This window comes from Cellulomonas uda (assembly GCF_006538705.1).
GTDB lineage: Bacteria > Actinomycetota > Actinomycetes > Actinomycetales > Cellulomonadaceae > Cellulomonas > Cellulomonas uda.
Window position 1 is genome coordinate 1 of the sequence record NZ_BJLP01000025.1, and the last position, 22,315, is coordinate 22,315.

The 22,315-nt window shown below is 73.7% G+C and carries 15 protein-coding genes; 4 read left to right on the plus strand and 11 right to left on the minus strand.

The features are described 5' to 3' along the window. Positions 1 to 43: 43 nt before the first annotated feature. On the minus strand, positions 44 to 550 hold the full coding sequence (locus tag CUD01_RS08530) for a hypothetical protein (protein ID WP_141320285.1): 507 nt from the start codon (positions 548 to 550) through the stop codon (positions 44 to 46). A gap of 287 nt (positions 551 to 837) precedes the next feature. Between CUD01_RS08530 and CUD01_RS08535 the strand changes: the two genes are divergently transcribed. Further along, the gene (locus CUD01_RS08535; RefSeq protein WP_141320287.1) at positions 838 to 1,008 is read left to right on the plus strand and encodes a YegP family protein; all 171 of its coding nucleotides are present in this window, start codon (positions 838 to 840) and stop codon (positions 1,006 to 1,008) included. Between the two features lie 84 nt (positions 1,009 to 1,092). On the opposite strand, the gene mfd is transcribed toward CUD01_RS08535, so the two are convergent. The 8 genes from mfd to CUD01_RS08580 form a co-directional block, all read right to left on the minus strand. Next, entirely contained in the window at positions 1,093 to 4,707 is a 3,615-nt protein-coding gene (gene mfd, locus CUD01_RS08540) for a transcription-repair coupling factor (protein WP_141320289.1), read from the minus strand. 251 nt (positions 4,708 to 4,958) lie between these two features. Continuing rightward, entirely contained in the window at positions 4,959 to 6,104 is a 1,146-nt protein-coding gene (locus tag CUD01_RS08545) for an acyltransferase family protein (protein WP_141320291.1), read from the minus strand. Then, positions 6,101 to 6,550: an FAD synthase family protein gene (locus tag CUD01_RS08550; protein ID WP_141320293.1), complete on the minus strand. Its 450-nt coding sequence runs from the start codon at positions 6,548 to 6,550 to the stop codon at positions 6,101 to 6,103. The genes CUD01_RS08545 and CUD01_RS08550 overlap by 4 nt, the downstream gene beginning before the upstream one ends. Before the next feature lie 109 nt (positions 6,551 to 6,659). Further along, positions 6,660 to 8,366, minus strand: coding sequence for a polysaccharide biosynthesis tyrosine autokinase (locus CUD01_RS16515; protein ID WP_166772147.1), 1,707 nt, complete (start codon positions 8,364 to 8,366; stop codon positions 6,660 to 6,662). A gap of 12 nt (positions 8,367 to 8,378) precedes the next feature. Further along, positions 8,379 to 9,689: a hypothetical protein gene (locus CUD01_RS08565; protein WP_141320295.1), complete on the minus strand. Its 1,311-nt coding sequence runs from the start codon at positions 9,687 to 9,689 to the stop codon at positions 8,379 to 8,381. 127 nt (positions 9,690 to 9,816) lie between these two features. Next, positions 9,817 to 10,932 carry an acyltransferase family protein gene (locus tag CUD01_RS08570; RefSeq protein WP_141320297.1) on the minus strand — a complete coding sequence of 372 codons (1,116 nt, stop codon included), beginning with the start codon at positions 10,930 to 10,932 and terminating at the stop codon, positions 9,817 to 9,819. A 14-nt stretch (positions 10,933 to 10,946) separates the two neighbouring features. After that, positions 10,947 to 15,446, minus strand: a complete 4,500-nt coding sequence (locus tag CUD01_RS08575) for a LamG-like jellyroll fold domain-containing protein (protein WP_244937722.1) — start codon at positions 15,444 to 15,446, stop codon at positions 10,947 to 10,949. 156 nt (positions 15,447 to 15,602) lie between these two features. After that, on the minus strand, positions 15,603 to 16,304 hold the full coding sequence (locus tag CUD01_RS08580) for a hypothetical protein (protein ID WP_141320301.1): 702 nt from the start codon (positions 16,302 to 16,304) through the stop codon (positions 15,603 to 15,605). Between the two features lie 175 nt (positions 16,305 to 16,479). Between CUD01_RS08580 and CUD01_RS08585 the strand changes: the two genes are divergently transcribed. From CUD01_RS08585 to CUD01_RS08595, 3 genes are read left to right on the plus strand one after another with little or no spacing between them, the layout of a single operon-like run. Beyond that, positions 16,480 to 17,565, plus strand: a complete 1,086-nt coding sequence (locus CUD01_RS08585; RefSeq protein WP_166772148.1) for a polysaccharide pyruvyl transferase family protein — start codon at positions 16,480 to 16,482, stop codon at positions 17,563 to 17,565. After that, a complete protein-coding gene (locus CUD01_RS08590; RefSeq protein WP_141320305.1) occupies positions 17,562 to 18,773 on the plus strand; it encodes a Coenzyme F420 hydrogenase/dehydrogenase, beta subunit C-terminal domain in 1,212 nt (403 codons plus the stop codon). Before CUD01_RS08585 ends, CUD01_RS08590 begins: the two co-directional genes overlap by 4 nt. After that, positions 18,770 to 20,233, plus strand: coding sequence for a lipopolysaccharide biosynthesis protein (locus CUD01_RS08595; RefSeq protein WP_141320307.1), 1,464 nt, complete (start codon positions 18,770 to 18,772; stop codon positions 20,231 to 20,233). Before CUD01_RS08590 ends, CUD01_RS08595 begins: the two co-directional genes overlap by 4 nt. On the opposite strand, the gene CUD01_RS08600 is transcribed toward CUD01_RS08595, so the two are convergent. Further along, a complete protein-coding gene (locus tag CUD01_RS08600) occupies positions 20,199 to 21,152 on the minus strand; it encodes a glycosyltransferase family 2 protein (protein ID WP_141320309.1) in 954 nt (317 codons plus the stop codon). The genes CUD01_RS08595 and CUD01_RS08600 overlap by 35 nt on opposite strands. Beyond that, positions 21,149 to 22,219, minus strand: a complete 1,071-nt coding sequence (locus tag CUD01_RS08605; RefSeq protein WP_141320311.1) for a glycosyltransferase — start codon at positions 22,217 to 22,219, stop codon at positions 21,149 to 21,151. Before CUD01_RS08605 ends, CUD01_RS08600 begins: the two co-directional genes overlap by 4 nt. Positions 22,220 to 22,315 lie beyond the last annotated feature (96 nt).

Here is a 22,315-nt window from a genome sequence, read left to right on the forward strand (position 1 = left end):
CCCGCCGGCGCGGCGGCCCGTCACAGGCCGCCGCGCCTGGTGACTAGTAGTTCAGGTACGAGTAGAAGGACTTGCCCGCCGAGCAGACGTCCGGCCGTGAGGGGATGTCGAGGCAGGTCTTGATGAACGCGTCCACACGCACCGTGACCGGCTTCATCGTCACGGAGTAGGTGTGCACCGGCTCGGACGCGATGGCGAGCCACTCACCGCTCTCCCTCGTCCCGCTAGCCGACTTCGAGGCCTTCTCGTAAGGACCGAGGTTCCCGATGGCCGCGATGCTCTTGAGGTGGACGTAGACCTTGTGGTCGTCGGCGTTGCTGAGCTTGTACCGCGCGTCCACGATCTTGGAGATGGCCGTGCGAGATCCCTTCGACGCGGTCCAACTGCCGAAGGTCTTGCCCGTGCTGCCGTAGCCGCGGGCGACCTGCGGGGACGACTTCGTCGCGTAGGCGACCGCCGCCGCGCCGGCCGCCGGGCCGCAGACCGCGATGCCGACGACGACGGCGATCACCGCCATCACTCGGCGACGCTTGGACATAGGTGTACCCATGTGTTCCCCCTACTTCGGTCATACGTGGGAGCGCCGCAGCCGTGCGGCGCTCGCCGGTGGGAACGATCCCACGCGGCCGAGACGAAAACTAGTGGGAGACCGACAAACGGGACAACGGGTGCGTCGCTGCCTGTGGACAACAAGGCGACAGGCGTCACCCCCGCGCGCGCACAAGCGACCGATGACCACGCCCACACGGGTGAATGCCCGAGCGCCGTCTGCCTGACGGGCCGCCCAGAGGTGTTGGGTAGTCGCGTCAGGCAACGGCGCTTGGATGGAGCAGTCCCATGAAGTTCGAGATCGTCAAGAGCGACAACGGCAAGTGGTTCTTCCGGATCGTCGCCCAGAACGGCAACGTGCTGGCGCACAGCCAGCAGTACACCGAGAAGGCGTCGGCGAAGTCGACGGTCGAGTCGATCAAGAAGAACGCCGCGGACGCGGACGTCGTCGAGGCCTGACCGCGCGCCGCGAGCGGCCGCGAGCAGCGATGAGCTGAAGCGGCCGAGGCGAGGCGGCCACGGGCTGCCCCGCCTGCGCGCCGGTCAGCGGGTGGTGCCGACCTGGGCGGCGGCGGAGACGTCGTTGAGCATGACCGCGTCGATGAGCTGGCGGCACCACGTGAGGACCTCGCGGCCGTGGAGCGGCTTGCCGCCGATGCGCGCGGTCGTCGGGAACGGCACGAGCACGGTGCGCAGCGCGGGCTTGAGGACGGTGCCCGGGTAGAGCCGCTTGAGGCGCAGCTGTGCAGACTCGGGCAGCTCGACGGGCGCGAAGCGCACGAACTTGCCCTGCGCGGTGATGTCCGACAGGCCGGCTCGTCGGGCGTGCTGGCGGAACTGCGCGACCTCGAACAGGTTGTCGACGGCCTCGGGCACGGGGCCGTAGCGGTCGACGAGCTCGGCGTGCACCTCGCGCAGCGCGGTGTCGTCGGTGGCGACGGCGATCTTGCGGTACGCCTCGAGGCGCAGCCGCTCGTGCGCGATGTAGTCGTGCGGGATGTGCGCGTCGACGGGCAGCTCGATGGTGACGTCGGGCAGCTCCTCGGGCACGTCGTCGCGGAACGCGGCGACGGCCTCGCCGACCATGCGGATGTACAGGTCGAAGCCCACGCCCTCGATGTGCCCAGACTGCTCGCCGCCGAGCAGGTTGCCCGCGCCGCGGATCTCGAGGTCCTTCATGGCGACGGCCATGCCGGCGCCCAGGTCGGTGTTCGCGGCGATGGTCTGCAGGCGGTCGTGGGCGGTCTCGGTGAGCGGCTTCTCCGGCGGGTAGAGGAAGTACGCGTAGGCCCGCTCACGGCCGCGGCCGACGCGCCCGCGCAGCTGGTGCAGCTGCGACAGGCCGAGACGGTCGGCGCTCTCGAGGATGAGGGTGTTGGCGTTGGAGATGTCCAGGCCGGTCTCGACGATCGTCGTGCAGACCAGCACGTCGAACCGCTTCTCCCAGAAGTCGACGATGACGCGCTCGAGCTGGTGCTCGCCCATCTTCCCGTGCGCGACGGCGATGCGGGCCTCGGGCACGAGCTCGTTGAGGCGCGACGCGACGCGTTCGATCGACTCGACCCGGTTGTGGACGTAGAACACCTGCCCCTCGCGCAGCAGCTCGCGGCGGATCGCGGCGGAGATCTGCTTCTCCTCGTACGGTCCGACGAACGTCAGCACGGGGTGGCGCTCCTCGGGCGGGGTCGCGAGCGTGGACATCTCGCGGATCCCGGTGACGGCCATCTCGAGCGTGCGCGGGATCGGGGTGGCGGACATCGCGAGCACGTCGACGTTGGTGCGCAGCGCCTTGAGCGTCTCCTTGTGCTCGACGCCGAACCGCTGCTCCTCGTCGATCACGACGAGCCCGAGGTCCTTGAACCGCACGCCGCCCGTGATGAGCCGGTGCGTGCCGATCACGACGTCGACGGACCCGTCGGCGAGACCCTCGAGGATCTCCTTGCTCTCCTTGGCGGTCTGGAACCGCGAGAGCGCCTTGACCGTCACGGGGTACGGCGAGTAACGCTCGGCGAACGTGTCGAAGTGCTGCTGGACCAGCAGCGTCGTCGGGACGAGGACCGCGACCTGCTTGCCGTCCTGCACGGCCTTGAACGCGGCGCGCACCGCGATCTCGGTCTTGCCGTAGCCCACGTCGCCGCACACGAGCCGGTCCATGGGGATCGGCTTCTCCATGTCGGCCTTGACCTCGTCGATCGTCGCGAGCTGGTCGGGCGTCTCGACGTACGCGAACGCGTCCTCGAGCTCGCGCTGCCAGGGCGTGTCCGGCCCGAACGGGTGGCCCGGGGTGGCCATGCGCGCCGAGTACAGGCGGATCAGCTCGGACGCGATCTCCTTGACCGCCTTGCGCGCCCGCCCCTTCGTCTTGGCCCAGTCCGCGCCGCCCATGCGGTTGAGGCTCGGCGCCTCGCCGCCCACGTACTTGGTGACCTGGTCGAGCTGGTCGGTGGGGACGTACAGGCGGTCGCCGGGCTGGCCGCGCTTGGACGACGCGTACTCGATCACCAGGTACTCGCGCGTCGCGGCGGCGGCGCCCGAGCCGATGGTGCGCTGCACCAGCTCGACGAACCGTCCGACACCGTGCTGCTCGTGCACGACGAAGTCCCCCGCGCGCAGCTGCAGCGGGTCGACGACGTTGCGCCGCCGGCTCGGCATGCGGCGCATGTCCCGCGTGGAGGACCCGGCACGCCCGGTCAGGTCCGACTCGGAGAACACCGCGAGGTGCTGCGCCTCGGCGACGAACCCGGGACCGACCGGAGCGGGCGTGACCAGGACGACGCCGCCCGCGGGCTCCTCGTCGATCGTCGCGACGAGCCGCGCGGGGCAGTCGGCGGCCTTCAGCTGCTCGACCATGCGCTGCGCGGGCCCGTGACCCTCGGTCGCGAGCACGAGCCGCCAGCCGGCGCGCTGCAGCTCACGCACGTCGGCGACCGCGCGGGCGACCTCACCGCGGTACCGCTCGACCTCGCGCGCCGCGACGACGAGCGTCTCCACGCCGTCCGTGTCACGCACCGGCGCGTCGGCGCTCTCGTCGTCGGCGCCGGCGTCCAGCGTGAACCCGGACAGCGTCCACCAGCCGAGCCCGCGGACCTGCGAGAGCGCGCGCACCTCGGCGAACGTCGCGAACGACGCCGCGGACAGGTCGAGCGGCGTCGCGGCACCCGCCGCGGCCGAGGTCCACGCGGCCTCGAGGAACTCCTGGGTGGTCGCGACGAGGTCGTGCGCGCGCCGACGGATGCGCTCCGGGTCGGCGAGCACCAGCAGCGCGTCGTCGGGCACGAGGTCCAGCACGGGGACCATGCGGTCGACCAGCACGGGCGCGAGCGACTCCATGCCCTCGACCGCGATGCCCGCGGCGAGCTTGTCGAGCATGTCCACCGCGCCCGGGAGCTGCGGCACGAGGGACGTCGCGCGCTCGCGCACCGCGTCCGTCAGCAGGATCTCGCGGCACGGCGGCGCCCACAGCCCGTGGTCCGCGACCTCGAGCGACCGCTGGTCAGCGACCGAGAACCACCGGATCTCCTCGACGTCCTCGCCCCACAGCTCGACACGCAGCGGGTGCGACTCGGTCGGCGGGAACACGTCGATGATGCCGCCGCGCACCGCGAACTCGCCGCGCTTCTCGACCATGTCGACCCTGCTGTACGCGGCGTCCACGAGCCGCTGCGTGAGGTCGTCGAGGTCGACGCGGTCCCCCACCGCGACCTCGACCGGACGCAGCTCCCCCAGGCCCTCGACGACGGGCTGCAGGAGCGCGCGCACGGGGACCACGAGCACGCGGATCGGACCCGCGGGGCCGCGCTCCGACGTCGGGTGCGCGAGCCGGCGGAACACCGCGAGGCGCCGTGCCACGGTGTCGGCCCGCGGCGACAGCCGCTCGTGGGGCAGCGTCTCCCAGGCGGGCAGCACCGCGACGTCGTCGTCGGGCAGGTAGCAGCGCAGCGCGTCGGCGAGCTCGTCGGCGTCGCGGCCCGTCGCGGTCGTCACGACGAGCGGGCGCCCACCCACGTGACCGCCCGCTCCGGCGAGCGCCGCGAGCAACGGGGGCCGGATGCCCGCCGGTCCGACGACGTCGACCTCGCCACGCGCGGGCACGGCCTCGAGCGCCGCGGCGGCGGCCGGGTCGGCGAGCAGGGCGGGCAGCAGTCCGGTGAGGTCCATGGGTCCTTCACGTTCGTCGGGCGGGCGGTGCCCGCGGGCTCCTCAGGAGTGCCGCGGGCAGCACGAGCGCCCCTGCTCCGGCGCGGACGGGGGGCGCCGGACCGTGCGAACCGGTCCGCGCACACCGCTGCCGCGTGCGGTCAGGGGGTCGCGGTCAGTCTACGAGCCGCCGCCGACACGGTGCAGGGCAGGGCAGGGCAGGACAGGGCCGGGCAGGACAGGGCGGGCCGGGCGCACCTCGACGACGGGGCCTACGCGCCGCGGCCGGACTCCACGCGTGCCGGGCGCACGGGTGCGCGCTCGTCGACCGCACCCAGCCGCTCCTCCCAGCCGTGCGGCATCGCGAACGCCGGGACGAGGCCGTGCGCGCGCCGGGCCGCGGCGTGCACCGCGAGGCACAGCACGACGACGAGCGCGGTGACGACCGGCGGGTAGAGCAACGACCCGACGGCCGTCGCCGTCACCTCGCGCGCCGGCCCGCCCGCGTAGGCCAGGAGCACCGCGATCCACAGCGGGTGCAGCACGTAGATCGGCAGGGTCTGGCGGCCCAGGAGGAGCCCGAGCCGACGCAGCGGGTCCCACCGGACCGCGAGGACGACGACGAGCACCGCGAGGACCAGGAACGCCAGGCACCGAGCGACGAAGACCACGGCCTCCGCGAGCTCGACCCCCTGTGCCACGCGCCCCGACGCGGTCACCGCCACGGCGAGCGCCGCCGCGACGAGCGCCAGGCCCCAGGACGCGCGCTCGCCGAGCCGGCGCAGCGGACCCGCGCCGTAGACGCCGACCGCGAAGAACAGGAACAGCTCGGGCACCTTGGCCCACACCTGGTCCGACGACGTGAGGACGTGCGCCGCCAGGCACAGTGCGACCAGGCCCGACAGCACGGCCCACGCGGGCACGCGGTGCAGCAGCCCGAGCACCGCGATGTACACCGCGAGCGCGAACACGTACCAGAGCGTCGTGCCGGGGACGACGAGCTGACGCAGCACGTCGGCCACGCCGTCGACCCGGTGCGGGAGCGACGGGTCGCGCACGACCGCGTAGAACACGGCGTAGAGCAGCAGCCACACCACGTACAGGTAGTAGTTGCGGGCGACCCGCAACGTCAGCCCGCCGGGCCGCCACCCGAGCCGCACGCGACGTGCGACCACGAGACCGGAGACGGCCAGCAGCACGGGCATGCGCGCGCTGCCGAGCACCGCGTAGACCCGTCCCCACACCGACTCACCCGCGGGGGCGGTCGCCGCGCCCGGGCCGAGCAGGTCCCACAGCACGACGTGCGCCAGCACGACGGCGACGACGCTGTACCCGCGCACCGCGTCGACCCACTCGAGGCGACCGTTCGCCGCAGGCGCACCGGCCGTGGCCCGTGACGCCGGCGGCGACGAGGTCATCGCGCCGCGGCGAGCGGCTCGGACGCCCCCTCGAGCAGTGCGAGCGCACGGCGCAGCGCGGTGCTCGAGGTGTGCATCGTGTACGGGAAGTAGACGACCTCGACACCCACCTCGGCGAAGCGTCGCTCGAGGTCGCGCCCCTTGGCCGTGCCGCGCCAGTCGTCGCCCTTGAAGAACACGTCGAACCGCAGCTCGCGCCACGTGTCGAGCTTGTCGGGGACCGTCTCGGCGTGCACCTGGTCGACGTAGCGCACGTGCCGGACGATCTCCATGCGCTCCTCGAGCGGGACGACGGGCCGCCGACCCTTGGTGCGCTCGAGCATCTCGTCCGAGACCACGCCCGCGACGAGGTGGTCGCAGTGCTCACGTGCGTGCCGCAGGATGTTGAGGTGGCCGACGTGGAAGAGGTCGTACGCCCCTGGTGCGTATCCGATCCGCGCTGTCATGGCTCTCCCTGTCGTCGACGTCGGGCGCCGACGACGCTGGCGGCAGACGTGACGAGGCTAGGCGAATCCGGACAACCCGGACAGGCTCTGCCCGGGTGAATTGTCCGGCTCAGGCGCCACCCGTCGGGGCGTGCGCGGGTGCCGACTCGGCCTCGTCGTGCCGCGGCTCGTCGCCGCGCAGCAGTTCCGGCTCCTCCGTGGCGCGCTCCGGCCCGTCGTCCCGCCCGGACCGCGGTCCGTCGGCACGCTCGTCGACAGGCTCGTCGGCACGCCCGCCGTCGCGCTCGTCGGCACGCTCGCCATCACGCTCGTCGACACGCCCGCCGGCACGCTCGTCGGCGTGCTGCGTCGGCACGGGCCCGGCGACGGCGCGCAGCTCGGCGGCGTCCTGCGGGCGTGCGCGCGACAGGGGCCGGACGGTCAGGTCCGGCAGGCCCGTCGGCGGGCCGGACCGTGCGCGCCGACCGCGCCTGCTCCGCGGCGCCTGCGCGTAGTACGCGGACTCGTCGGCGGAGACCTTCGCGCGGTTGAGCACCGCGCCGACGACACGTCCGCCGCCCAGCCGCACGGTCTCGACCGCCCGCTGGATCTGGGCACGCCGCACACGGGAGACGTCGACGACGAGCACGATGCCCAGCACGATGCGGGAGATCACGACGGCGTCGGCGACGGGCAGCAGCGGCGGTGCGTCGACGACCACGACGTCGAACCGCTCGCGCCCGCGCACCAGGATCTCCTCGAACTCTCGCGACGCGAGGAGCTCGGACGGGTTGGGCGGGACGGCGCCGGAGGCGAGCACGGTGAGCGCATCGCCGACCACCTGCGCGACCTCGTCGAACGTCGCCCGTCCGACGAGGCACTCGGTGAGCCCGGCGGCGCCCTCGATGCCGAGCGCGGTGGCGATGCTCGGGCGGCGCAGGTCGGCGTCGATGAGCAGGACGCGGTCACCGGCGGCGGCGAACGACGCCGCGATCCGCAGCGCGGTGTACGACTTGCCCTCGCCGCTGACGGCGGACGAGACGGCGAACACCTTGGGCGTGCCGACGCGGCCGATCATCTGCAGGTTCGTGCGGATGCGGCGGAACTCCTCGCCCTGCGCATCGCCCACGCCCTCGAAACCGGCGAACGAGAACCCGGCGGCGCGCTTGACGGGCCGCACGGACCCGAGCACGGGGACGCCGATCACGGCGTCGACGTCCCGCGCGGTGCGCACGCGCGTGTCGAGCGCCTGGCGCAGGTACGCGGCGACGATCCCGAGCAGCAGCCCCGCGAAGACCGCGGCCATGACGTTGCGCTTGGTGTTGGGCGAGAACGGGTACGCGGGCGGTACGGCGTCCTTGACGATCGTGGCGGTGATCGTGCCGCGGCCGCTCTCGCTCACCGGCGCGAGCGCCTGGATGACGGTCGTGAGCTCGGCGGCCACGGCGTTCGCGGCCTCGGCCGTGGCCTGCGGCGAGCTGCCCGCGACGGAGACGGTGAGCAGGGACGTGCCGGACGGCGTGCTCGCCGAGACGCGCTCCGCGAGCTGCTTCGGGGAGATCCCCAGGCCGAGCTCCTCGATCGCCGGCTCCAGGACGATGGGCATCGTCGCGAGCTGCGCGAACGAGAGCATCTGCGCCTGCGTGTAGTTGGCGCCCTGGTTGAGGTCGGTGGCCGACCCGCTCGAGCTCAGCGTCACGTAGACCGTGGCCGACGACCGGTACGAGGGCGGGGTCTTCATGGACAGGTACCCGATGGCACCGCCGAGCACCAGCACCGGCAGCAGCACGAGCACCCAGTGCTTGCGCGCGGCCATCACGAGTTCCCGCATCGACATCGACGAGCCTTCCTAACCGAGCAGCGCGGGGCGGTCCGCCCCGGCACGAGCGAGCGGACGGACCGGTGGGCCCGTCCAGGAGACCTGTGGCGCGTACGCCCGCGCCGAGCGGTCCGCATCGGCCACCGCGAGGCCGACGCAGAGCCAGAACATCGTCGTGAACTGGGTGATGAACGCGACGCTCGTCAGTCCCGGGATCACCGCGACGACGGCGACGAGGGCCGCGTTGCGGCGCGTGCGCAGGACCGCGACGAAGGCCGCGAGCGACGCTCCGACGAGCACGAGCAGGGGCAGCACGCCGTAGTCGAGGCCGAGGAGGATCGGGGCGGAGTCGATCGAGCCGAAGCTGCCGTACCGCGTCTCGCCCGCCGCGTTCGTCGTCATGGACCCCGTGCCGCCCAGCCAGCTCATCTCGGGCACGAGGGACAGCAGGTCGCCGCGGTAGTCCGCGCTGTTCGACGCCTCGTCTCCGGCGGCGGTGAACACGTCGCTCGTGAGCGGGACCGCGATCGCGGCGCCGACGACGAGCAGGGCCGCGACGACCCGGCGGAACGCCGGCGTCACGGCCGACCCGAGCAGGACGAGGCACCCGACGAGGGCCAGGATCGTCGAGATCATGCCGATCCGGCTGAACGTCACGACCGCGGCGAACGCGACCGCCGTGAGCACGAGCGCCTTGGCGGCCGACCGCAGGCGGCTGACCCAGACGAACGGCACGGACATCGCGAGGGCGCCGCCGAGCGCGATCGCGCTCCCCCACGCGCCCTCGGCGCGCGGGACGCCGCCGCGCCACCGGATGCCCGACCAGCGCGCGTAGCCGTTGCCGCCGAGCTTGATGTCGACGAAGACGTTGTTCCGCGTGAAGAACTCGAGGATCGCGAGCGTGGCGACCACGCCGAACGCGACGGCGACGACCGTCGCGACGTCACCCGGCTCGACCCGCATGCCGATGATCCGTCCGGCCAGGTAGGCGACGCCCCAGCCGATCACCGCCGCGAACGCGCGCTCGAGGGTCACGATGCCCGCGACGAAGCCGACCGCGACCGCGCCGAGCACGAGCACGAGCGCCGCGTCGAACGCGCGCAGGCGCATGTCGCTGCCGTGCCACAACGCGACGATGCAGCCCAGGCAGGCTGCCAGCAAGGGCGTGACGAACACGCCGAACCCCGCTCCCACCCACGGCGGCACGAGGCACAGGGCGGCGAGGCACCCGACGACGCCGAGCACCGGGCGCGCGCGGATGACGACGACGAAGACCGCGCCGACGGCCAGCACGAGGAGCATGACCGACAGCCCGTCGGGACTCCCGAGGATCTGGGCCACGCCACCTCCCCACCCCACGCGTGAACGACCCCGGAGGCGTCAGTATGCGCCGTGCACCGCACGAATCCGGACAACCCGGATGATCTTCACCCCGGATGGACGGGACCTTCACCCAGATGCTCGCAGGTCACCCGCCGGTCGGGGACACGCGGGGCCGGCGGGCCAGGAACGGCGCCTCGAACAGCCACCGCACGGGGACGCGGTCACGCAGCGCGGTCAGCAGGGTGCCCACCGCGAGCCCCGCGAGCACGAGCGCCGGGACCGTGACCCACCACGGAGCGTCGACGGCGAGACACACCGCGACGACCCCGAGCATCACGGGGAAGTGCGACGCGTAGTAGACGATCGAGCTGCGTCCGACGTACCGCAGCGCGGCCGTCGACCGGTGCGACAGCGAGGCCGCACCCAGCACCGCGACCGCGACTCCCGCGAGCGAGAGCGGGACGAACAGGGGGTCGTAGTTCACGCCCCGGTCGATCCCGGAGGCCACCGCGAACCCGAGCGCCGCGGCCGCGAGCACAGCGACGAGCACCCGGCGCCCGCGCAGGAGGGCGGGCACGTCCGGGACGCTGCGCGCGACCCACGCCCCCGTGAAGAAGAACACGCCGTAGAACAGCATGCGGTGCGGCAGGTACGCCGTGACGACGACGCACGCCACGAGCATCGTCAGCGGCGGGACCCACGCGGGCAGGCGGCGCAGGAGCGGCGCGACCGCGTAGAAGCAGCCGATGTAGAACAGGAACCACAGGTACGACTTCGCGATGTAGAGCTGCGGCGTCCACCACGGGTACCCGTTCGTGCCGTCGATCGCCAGGAAGATCCAGACCCACACCAGGTACGGCCACGCGATGAGCGCGATCTTGCCCCGGTAGTACGTCGCCGTCGGCTTGGCGAGCGAGCGCGGGAGCAGCAGCCCCGACAGGAACATCAGTGTCGGCATCCGGAACGGCAGCAGCGCGTCGTTGAACGCGACCAGCCAGGCCGGCACGTCGACGCCCTCGATGCGCGGGATCGAGACCGCGTGCCACAGGAGCATGAGCAGGATCGCCCCGCCGCGCAGCGTGTCCATCCACTCGTGCCGTGCCCGCGGCCCGCGCACGGCCTGCGGCGGTGCGGTCGGCTCGGGCGCCGGCAGCGCCGACACCACGGTGGGCGCGGGAAGGTCCGAGACGGCCGCGACCGTCTCGGACCCACCGTCGGCTCGGCTCGTCGCGTCAGGCGCGAGATCCGGGTCGGGTGCCATGCGTGCGCCTTCCGTCAGTCGAGCTCCAGCGACGACACGTCGTCCCAGGTGTACGTGATCGGACCGTTCGGTGTCGAGGCCGCCGCGTACTGGCCGATGCCGACGCCGCCGGCGTCCTGCAGCTCCGCGGTCGAGTCGTTCGCCGTGACCTGCCACGTCGTCGGCTCGGTCGCGGACGTCCAGACGCGTCCGCGCAGCGCGGTCGTGCCCGAGCCGTCTGCCTGGAGCCGGATCTTGAGCTGCGTGCCCGGCGCGTAGGTCACTCCCGACACCGTGCTCGACGCCAGCACGGTCTCGCCCGTGGACAGGCGCCGCAGCAGCTGCACGGTGAGCACGCCCGTCTGCGAGAACCGCGTGTTGAGCGCGTACTCCGACGTCCAGCCCGTGCCCATGCGGGCCGAGACCCACGCGGTGACGGTGCCGGTGCTCGACAGCTTGTCCAGCGCCACCTTCGCGGTCACGTCGACGTCGCCACCGGCCGCCCCGTCGAGCCGCGCCTTGGGCGTCGAGCCCGGGTTCACGGTGACCGTGCCGGCCGATCCCGTCGCCTTGAACAGCGACGCCGAGCCGGCGAGCGTCCACGCGCCACCGGTCTCCGCGCTCCCCCAGCCGCTCGTCGTCGTCCGCGTGAACGTGTCGAGCGCGAGCTGCTGCGGGCCCGTGGGAGCCGTGACGGTCACGGTCTGCGAGACCGGCGCGCTCGCCAGGCCGTCGTCGTCGGTCACGACGAGCGTCACGGTGTGCTCGCCCTCCGTCGTGAACGTGTGGGACGCGGTCGCGCCCGAACCGCCCGCGACGGCGCCGTCGAACGTCCACCGGTAGGACGCCACGGTGCCGTCCGGGTCGCTCGAGCCGCTGCCGTCCACGGACACCGTCAGGTCCGACGCCTCCCAGTCGAACGCGGCCGTGGGCGCCTGGTTCACGGGCGGGGCGGTCGTCGTGACGGTCGTGGTGACCGGCGCGCTCGTCGCACCGTCGTCGTCCGTGACCACGAGGCTCACCGTGTGCGGGCCGGCCGTGGCCGCGGTGAACGTCGCCGTGGCGCCGTCCTGCGACGACACCTCGCCGTCGAACGTCCAGCGGTAGGAGACGACCTCGCCGTCCGGGTCGCTCGAGCCCGCCGCGTCCACCGACACGACGAGGTGGTCCACCGTCGCGTCGAACGCCGCGGTGGGCGCCTGGTTGGGCAGCGTCGTCGTCACGGTCGCGCTGGCCGTGTCGCTCGCGCCGTCGTCGTCCGTCACCTTGAGGGTCACGACGTGCTCGCCCGCGGTCGCGAACTCGTGGGTCGGGTTCGCGAGCGTCGACGTGGTGCCGTCGTCGAACGTCCACAGGTGGCTCGCGACCGTGCCGTCCGGGTCGCTCGCGGTCGAGGTCAGGTGGACCGTCAGGTCCTCGACGCTCGAGGTGAAGCTCGCGGTCGGCGCCTGGTTCGGGACCGTGCCCGAGCCGAGCGTGTAGTGCTGGGCGACCTGCTGGGCCGTGAGCGCCACCGGGTAGACCGCGACCTCGTCGATCGCGCCGGCGAACCACGGCTGCGGACCCCACGTGTTGTCACCGCCGATGCGCCAGTACCCGGTGTAGGCCTGCGCGCCCGTCTGCGGGTTCGTGCCCTGGAGCACGCCGTCGACGTACAGCCGCATGCCGGCGGACGACTGCGTCGCGACGAGGTGGTGCCACGTGCCGTCGTTGAAGCTGCCCGGCGTGGTGATGGTGCTGGCCTCGCCGGTCCAGACCCCGAACGTCAGCGTGCCGTCGGTCTCCATGTACACATGCCGGTCGTAGTTGCTCGACAGCCCGGACGTCGCGTCGCCGAACCCGATCAGCTTGCCGCCGGCCGTGCTCGTCGTGCGGAACCAGAGCTCCTGCGAGTACGTCGTCGGGTTCACGACCGCGCCCGTGGCGCTCACGAGGGCGTTCGCCGCGCCGCTGAAGGACACGCCCACGTTGCCCGCGGGGACCTGCACGCCGCTCGCCACGCTGCGCGTCACCGTGCCCTTGTAGGAGCCGGTGTTGCCCCACGGACCCGAGTCCGCCGCCGTCGTGCCGGTCGCCTCGCCGAGCCGCCAGTACAGGTCGGGCGAGAGCCCGAACACCGCGGCGCCGTACGCGTCGGCCGGCGCGGCCGGGACCGCCGAGGTCCGGCCGGACGCGACCCAGTGCTCGTCGACCTGCGCCGGGGTGAGCGCGGACGGGTAGACGGCGACCTCGTCGATCTGGCCGTTGAAGTAGCCCTGCGCGGTCCACGGCGTGTCACCGCCGATGCGCCAGTACCCCGAGTAGCTCTGCGCGGACGTCACGTCCGAGCGCCGGCCGACACGCGAGCCGTCGACGAACAGCTGCATCCCGCCCGAGCCGAGCGTCGCCACCACGTGGTGCCACTCGTTGTCGTTGTACGCCTTGGCGCTCTGCAGCGTCTGCGACGAGCCCGGGTAGACCCCGAACAGGAGGCGTCCGTTGGTGTCCATGTAGACGTGCCGGTCGTAGCTGGTCGAGTTGCCCGTGCGGTTGTTGCCGAAGCCGACGATCTTGCCGCCGTTCTTCGTCGTCGTGCGGAACCACGCCTCGATCGAGAACGTCTGCGGTCCGGGGATCCGGGCCTGCGTGGACGCGTACCCCGAGCTCGTGCCGCTGAACCGCGACGCGGTGTCCGCGTCGCCCGTGATCGCACCGGCGGCGCCGCGCGTCACCCCGCTCTGCGCGATCGCGTCGGACGTGCCCGCCCAGTCCTCGACCGTCGAGCCCGACGCCTCACCCAGGCGCCAGTAGCCCGTCGCACCGTCGTCGTACACGGCCGCGGAGTAGTCGCTGAGCGAGCCCGTCGCGCTGATCGTCACGGACACCGGCGGTGCCTGCGCGACGTTCCCCCAGGGGTCCGTCGCCGTGACGATGTACGTCTGCGTGCTGCCGGGCGTCCTGCCCGGGTCGTTGACGGACCGGGTCACCGGCAGCCAGAACTTCGCCGTGATCGTCTCGGTGAAGATCGGGGTCGTCGCGGTCGAGCCGCGGTACACCTTGTAGGTCAGCGTCTCGTTGTCGCGGTCCCACGTCGTCGGGAACGTCACGCGGGCCAGTCCGGACACCCGCGACGACGCCGACGCACGCCACGGGTTGCCCTCGACGTCCTCGGTCAGCGGGCCCATCTTGTTCGGCGCCTTGTCCGGGGTCGCGAAGCGCACGAGACCCTGCTGGCCACGGTTGTTCACGCCGGGGAACTCCCCGCCGAACACCACGTAGTCGTCGTTGCCCGTGACGCTCCAGCCGGCCTGCCCCTGCCCGGTGTAGCTGCCCGAGATGAGGTCGGGGTACCAGGTGAGCAGCGACGGTGCCGGCTCGCCCGCGTGGTGCGGGTAGCCGTAGATGTCGGGGGTGTTGACCCCCGTGGCGTGGTCCGTGAACGCGGTGCCGTAGTGGATGGTCCACGGGTCGGTCTGCGGGAAGCCGCCCATGTTGCCGCAGTAGTGCTCGTGGGTCACCAGGTACACGACGCTGTTCGCGGTGAACGACGAGTAGCCGTCCCCGTGGCAGTCGGCGACCCACTCGACCGCGCCCGTGGGCGCGTCGAGCTTGAACACGCCCTCGACGTTGCCGCCGTCACCGTAGTGGTAGCCCGTGCCGTAGACCTTGTCGCCCAGCACGTTGAGGTCGAGGATCGCGGACGTCGTCCCGGCGTTGCGGATCGTCGAGTTCGCGGGCAGCGGGATCACGTCGCCCGTCGTCGGGTGGACCGACGCGAGCCCGTAGTAGCTCTGGCCGCCGATCGTCGTGAAGCGGCCGCCGACGAACACCTTGTCGGTCGCCGGCGAGTAGGCCAGCGACGTGACGGGGGCGTTGGCGTCCGCCTGGAACGAGGTGAGCGCGCCGGTCTGCGCGTCGAGGGCCGCGAGGTACATGCGCGGGACGAGCGTGCCGCCGGTGGTGCTCGCGACCGACTTGAAGTTGCCGCCCACGTACACCGTGGTGTTGCTCGCCGCGATCGTGAGCCCTGCGGACGCGAGGGTGGGCTTGAAGCCCGCGACGACCTTGTTGGTGGCCGTGTCGATCGCCGCGACGCGCACGTGGTACACACCGTCGACCTTGTTGAAGTCGCCCGTCACGTACACGCGCTTGCCGTCGGGCGAGCGCGTGATGCCGCGGGCCTGCCCGTCGAGGCTCGGCGCGAAGCTCGAGATGAGCTCGCCGGTACGGATGTCGAACGCCAGGAGGTTGTTGCGCACCACGGTGTTCTGCCCGGGCGCGGCACCCGCGGGGCGCGCCGTCGTGAACTTGCCCGCGGCGTACACCGTGTTGCCGACGACGACCTGGTCCCACACGACACCGTCGATCTGGACGGTGGGGAGCGGGTCGGTCGAGACCGTGACGGGGGTGTCCGGGTCGGCCGGGTCGACCGGCTTCGTGTCGGCCGCGGCCGGCAACGCGGTGCCGACGGCGACGAGCGCCGCGGCCCCCACGGCGGCCGCCACGCGCCGCACGAAATTGCTCCTAACCATGAGCTCGCCCTCCGACGCAGACACGCGCATAACTGGACAAGCCGGACCTTATACACGCATCGGACAGCCGTGACCATCCGGGAAAACACTTCACCCACGGCCCTGGGGAGAATCACCCAGGAAGGTCCGCGGGTGTCACCCGTGCGGGTGGCGTCGGTGGGTGCGGGACGCCGCCGGCGCTCAGCGGGGCGTCAGTCCCTGGTGGACCACGGGGGCGAGCCGGGGCGACAGGTCGACGACCGCGGCGAGCGGGAGCACCTGCGGGTCGGGGGCGACGAACACGTACGTCGCGGTCGCCCGCTTGCCCGGCGCGAGGGGCGCGGAGGGCGTCGCGGCCCGCGGGTCGGAGTCGACGGTCGCGAGCGGCACGCCGTCGGCACCCGCGTACAGCGACACCTGGAGGGTCGCCGGGTCGTACGCCTCGTCGGAGGAGTTGGTGAGCACGACGGTCAGCGCGTACGCGGGCCCCGAGACCTCGCCGGGGCCGTTGCCCTGCGAGGTGACGGACTCGACCTGCACGGCGACGCCCACCCCGCCGACCTCGGCCTCGCCCTCGGGCGGCGCGACGGTCGGCGTGCGGTCGCCGATCGGCGGCACCGGGACGACGACGGCCGGCCCACCCGACGCGGTGGGCGCGGGCCGGGGCTCGGCGGACGCCGTGGGCGCCGCGGTCGGCGCGGGACCGGCCGGGGCGGGGGTCGCGCTCGGTGTGACCGCCGCGGTCGTCACCGCAGCGGCCGAGGGGGTCGTCGTGGCGCGCGCGCCAGGCTCGTCGTCACCCGAGGCCGACACCGCGACCACGACGCCCACGGCGAGCACGGCGAGCGCCGCACCCCCGACCCACCAGCGCCGCGCACCGCGCGTGACCGGCTCCTCCGCCATGACTCGACCCTTCCGCCGGACCAGCGTGCACGGCGGTCAGTATGGCCCGGCGGACCCGCGCGTGGTGCCCGAAGTGCGCAGGAGCACCCGGGTGATGTCTGGGACGAATGCACCCGAACCAGGACACCGCCACCTAGACTCGCGCCGACGTCCGGAGCTGCCCGAGGAGGCGAACGTGCGGGTTGTCGTCCTGTGGGCGAACGACGAGTCGACCAACCTGGGCGTGCGTGCGCTCGCGCACGGGACCGCAGCCCTCGTCGAGCGGTCGTGGCCGGGCGCCGAGGTGGTCCACCTCTACTACGGCTCGTCGGTGAGCCCGATGCCGCTGGGCAGCTGGCGGACGCTCGCCCGGGCGCGGGTGGACCGGCGACTGCCCCTGCGGGACTGGTTCGCCGGGTTCGACCTCGCGGTGGACACCCGTGGGGGTGACAGCTTCGCCGACATCTACGGCCTGGGGCGCCTCACGAACCAGAGCCTGGTCGCCGAGGTCGCCCGCAGCGCGGGTACGCCCGTGGTGCTCGGGCCGCAGACGGTGGGGCCGTTCCGCACGCGGCGGGGCACGGCGCTGGGGCGGTTCACCCTCGCGCGGAGCGCCGCCGTGATCGCGCGCGACGCGGTGAGCGCCGAGCACGCGACGCGCCTCGGGCGACCTGCCGACCTGCTCGCGACCGACGTGGTGTTCGCGCTCCCCCGCCCGGTGGTCGAGCGCACGCGCGACGTGCTGCTCAACGTCTCCGGGCTGCTGTGGGCGCCCAACCCGCACGTCGAGGCGGCACGCTACCGCGAGACCGTGCTCGACCTGTCCCGCAAGCTCGTCGCGTCGGGCCGCCGGCTCAGCCTCCTGGCGCACGTGCTCGACTCACCCGCCGTCGACAACGACGTGCCCGCGGTGCGCGAGCTCGCCGCCCTCCTCGACGACCCCGACGTCGAGGTGCTCGTCCCGCGGGACCTCGCGCACGTCCGCGAGCTCACGGCGTCCGCCCGGCTCGTCGTCGGCTCACGCATGCACGCCTGCCTCAACGCGCTGTCCTGCGCCACCCCTGCGGTCCCGCTCGCGTACTCGCGCAAGTTCGCCCCGCTGCTCGCGGGCCTCGGCTGGGACCACACGGTCGACCTGCGCACCGCGCCGAACCCCGTCGACGACGTGCTCGCGCTCGCCGACCGCCCGCTGGACGACGACGTCGAGGGTGCGCTCGCCCGCGCGGACGAGCTCCTCGCACCCGTCCCCGGCGTGCTGCACCGCGTCGGTGACGCCGGATGAGCGCAGCGCTCGACCGCGCGGTCCGCCAGGTGGTCGCGGACGGGCTGTGCTCCGGGTGCGGCGCGTGCACGCTGCTCGACGCAGGGCTGACGATGCAGCCCAGCACCGCGGGATTCCTGCGTCCGGTGCGCACCGGCCCCGCGACGTCGGGCCCCGCGGACGTGCGCACGTTCGACCGCACGTGCCCGGGCCGCACGGTGCGCGCGCAACGCACCACCGGCTCGCGTCGGCACGACGTGCTCGGACCGGTCGCCGGGTGCTGGGAGGCCTGGGCGACCGACCCCGAGCTGCGACGCCAGGGCAGCAGCGGCGGGGTGCTGAGCGCACTGCAGGCGTGGCTCGTCGAGACCGGGCAGGTCGTCGCGTCGACGGCCGCCGCCGCGGCGCGTGAGCCGCGCACGACGGTCGCGGTGACGATCACCACACGGCAGGAGGCGCTCGCCGCCGCGGGCTCGCGCTACGCCCCCGTCGCGGTGTGCGCGCAGGCGTCCGCGCTCGAGCCCGGTACCTCGACCGTCGGCAAGCCCTGCGAGGTCGCCGCCCTGCGTGCCCTGGTCGGCCACGGCGAGCAGTCCCCGCTGCTGCTGTCGTTCTTCTGCGCGGGGACGCCCTCGGCGCACGCGACCGGGCAGGTCCTGGCGCAGCTCGGCGTCGACGCCGACGAGCCGCTCACCGAGCTCTGGTACCGCGGCCGCGGCTGGCCGGGCCGGTTCACGGCACGCACCCGGTCCGGTCGCGAGGTCTCGACGTCCTACGAGGAGTCGTGGGGCTCGACGCTCGGCCGCGCGGTGCAGTGGCGCTGCAAGATCTGCCCCGACGGGATCGGGGAGAGCGCGGACATCACGGCGGGCGACCTGTGGCACGCGGACGAGCACGGCTACCCGGTGTTCACCGAGTCCGACGGCGTGAGCGCGCTCGTCGCCCGCACGCCACGCGGTCTCGACGTGGTGCGGCGCGCGATCGAGGCGGGCGTCATCGGCGCCCGGCCCGTCGACCCGGACACCGTCGCCGGCGTCCAGCCGCTGCAGCGCGCCCGCCGGCAGACCCTCGCCGGGCGGCTGGCCGGGGCACGGCTCGCGGGTGCGCGGGTCCCCCGCTTCCGCGGCTTCGGGCTCCTCCGGCTCGCCCTGGCGGACCTGCGCGCGAGCGTGCGCACCGCGCGCGGGACGTTCCGCCGCGTGCGTCGCGGGGCGGCACGCGAGGCATGACCACCGACCTCGCCGGCCGCGCCGCACGGGGCGCGTTCGCCACGACCCTCGGCCTGGGGGCGCGGCTCGTCATCCAGGTCGGCGGCGTGGTCGTGCTCGCGCGGCTGCTGTCCCCCCACGACTACGGCATCGTCGCGATGGTCCTGGCGATCGTCGGCGTCGGCGACCTGCTGCGCGACTTCGGCCTGAGCTCGGCCGCGATCCAGGCCCCGCACCTCACCACGGGCCAGCGCGACAACCTGTTCTGGACCAACAGCGGGATCGGGCTCGCGCTCGGCGGCGTGACGCTCGCGCTCGCCCACCCCATCGCCGCGTTCTACGACACGCCCGAGCTCGTCCCGGTCACCTACGCGCTGTCCGGCATGTTCCTGCTCAACGGGATGACCACGCAGTACCGCGCCTCGTTGGTGCGGACCATGCGCTTCCGGCTGGTCGCCACGGTGGACGTGCTCTCACCGGCGATCGCGCTCGTCGTGGCGGTCGTCATGGCCGTCCATGGAGCCGGTTACTGGGCGCTCGTCGTGCAGCAGCTCACGGCCGCCGCGTCGGGGCTCGTGCTGTTCGCGCTCGCCGGGCGCTGGGTGCCGGGGCGGTTCGACCGCGGTGCGCCGATGCGGCCGCTGTACTCGTTCGGGGCGCACCTGCTCGCCTCGCAGCTCGTCGGCTACCTGGCCAACAACGTCGACTCCCTGACGATCGGCCACCGGTTCGGCGCCGCCCCGCTCGGCCTGTACAACCGCGCGTTCCAGCTCCTGATGAACCCGCTGAACCAGGTGCGCGCGCCGAGCACGACGGTCGCGCTCCCGGTGCTGTCCAAGGCGGGCACGACCCCCCAGTTCGACCGGATCGTCAAGGTCGGCCAGCTCACGCTCGCCTACCCCGTGTGCGTGGGGCTCGCGGTCGTCGTGGGGGTCGCGGAGCCCGTGGTGGACATCCTGCTCGGCTCGGACTGGTCGGGCGTCGCACCGCTGCTGCGGCTGCTGGCGGTCGCGGGCGCGTTCCAGACCCTCGCGTACGTCGGGTACTGGGTGTACCTCGCGCGCGGGCTGACGCGCCAGCTGCTGCACTACTCGACCGTCTCCGCGGTCATCCGGATCACGTGCGTGCTCGTCGGGAGCGTGTGGGGCGTGGTCGGCGTGGCCGCCGGCTACGCGATCGCGCCCATGCTCGCGTGGCCGCTGTCGCTGTGGTGGCTGAGCCGCATCACGCCCGTGCCGGTCGCCGCGCTGTACCGCGGCGCGGGCCGAGCGCTGTCGGTCGGGGTCGTCACGGGAGCGGCCGCATCGGCCACGACCTGGGCGCTCGACGGTCGTTCACCGTGGCTGCAGGTCGTCGCGGGCGTCCTCGCGGGGCTCGCGGGGGCGGCGATGCTGCTGCTGCTCGCGCGACCGCTGCGCGACGACGTCGCGGACCTGCGCGCCGCGCTCACCGCCGCGCTGCGTCGTCCGCGCGCGGGCTGAGCTCCGCGGGACGCCCGTACTCCACGACGACGTGACCGAACGCGCCGCCCAGCATCCCGACGCCCCGGCTGACGTTCCGACGCCCGACGAGCCCCGCCACCCGGTCGCGGCGCACCGCGGCGAGCGCCACGCGCAGACCACCCCCCACGACGCGCGCCCCGCCGCGGACGACGTACGCGAGGCGTGCACGCGTGCGCTCGGCAGCCCCCTGCGCGACGGCGACCTGCGCCCGGGCCGCCGAGTTCCCGCTGCGCCTCGCCCGTGCGAGCACCCAGCCGGGCGTCGCGCGGTCGGTCGGCACGTGGTCCACGACGACCGCCTCGTCGCACCACACCATGCGGCCGCCGCGGCGCACGAGCGTGCGCGTGAACAGGGTGTCGCTGCCGCCGCTCAGCCCGAACCGCTCGTCGAACGTCACGCCGAGCGCGCGCACCTGCCGCACGTCGAGCAGCAGGTTGTTCGTGGCCGCGACGTCGGTCGTCGTGCCGGTGCGCAGACGGCGCCGCTCGAAGAACCGGCCCTCGTGCACCCAGGGCTCGACCTCGCCCGGGAACTGCGAGACCACCGCGCCGACCACGGCCGCCGGCAGCGTCCGCTCGTACTGCGCGAGCAGCGCGTCCAACCACCCCGGCTCCGGCGTCTCGTCGTCGTCGACGAACACCAGCAGGTCGGCGTCCGCGCACTCCGTCAGGGCGCGGTTGCGCCCCGCGGCGATGCCCGGCCGCGGCTCGTGCACGTACCGCACGCGGGCGTCGTCGAGACCCTCGACCCACGCGCGCGCCGAACCGTCGGGGTCGTTGTCGACGACGAGCAGGGTCGCGTCGTGCGCCGCGGCCTGCGCGAGGAACGCGGGCACGGCCTGCGCCAGGTCCTGCGGGCGCCGGTACGTCAGCATCGCCACCACCACGGTCCGGCTCATCGCGCGGTCTCCTTCTCCCGGTCGCCCGCGTGCGCCCGGGCAGCGGCCAGCGCCTGCCGGTACGCCTGCGCGTGCCCGCGCGCGACGACGTCCCACGTCCGCCCCGACAGGTCGGGGCCGGGCGCGTCGGCGCTCGCGCGCACCGCGGCGAGCGCGTCGCGCAGCGCCCCCGGCGTGACAGCGCCGTCGTAGCGCTGGACCCACCGCTCCCCCACCTCGGCCGCGAGGTCGTCGGTCACGTCGTTGCGGGGGACCAGCACGGGCCGGCCCAGCGAGAGCGCGAGCAGCGCGGCCCCCGAGTTGTGCATGCGCCGGTAGGGCAGGACGACGAGCTCGGCGGACGACAGGTGCGCGACCAGCGCGGCGTCGTCCACGTACCGCAGGTCGAGCCCGACGCGCGGGTCGGCCGCGGCCCGTGCCCGCACCTCGTCGGCCACCGCCGGGGTCGTCGGGCGGCCCGCGACGACGAGCGAGAGCGCGTCGTCGTCGACGTCGCCGAACGCGTCGAGGAGGTCCTCGACCCCCTTGTACGGCCGGATCAGGCCCGCGTAGGCCAGCCGACCGGGTACCACCGGGACGCGCTCGTGCGGACGGGCCCACGCGACGTAGTCGCCGTGCGGGACCGTCGTCGCGCGCTCCGGGTCGGGCACGGGCGTGCGGTCGGTGAGCCGCACCCACCACGTCGTGCGGCGGTCGCACCAGCGGATCACCGCGGCGGTCGCCCGGTCCGGCGACTCGTGCGGGTCGAGGTTGTGCGCGGTGCGCACGAGCGCCCGGCCGCCGCGCGAGGCCCGCCACACCGCGAGCGCGAACAGCACGCACGCCGCGACGTGCCGTACCCCGCTGCGGCGCTCGACGACGACCTCCGGCCAGTGCACGTGCAGCACGTCGAACGGCCGCAGCAGGGCCGCGGGCCACGAGAAGACCTCGACGTCGGCGTGCGTGCCGAGCTCGTCGCGCAGCTGCACCAGGTAGGGGTTCGTCGTCGCGCGCGGCCTGCGGAACGACTGGAGCACGCGCGGCCGGTCGGGCAGCGGACGGTTCCGGGCCGGGCCGCTCGTCGTCACCGCTCGTCACACTCCTGATCGTCCGGCAGCACCCCTGTGGTGCGCCCCCGCGCGGCTCCTGCCAGGCGGTTCACCCCGTCACTCCCGGTCCGGACA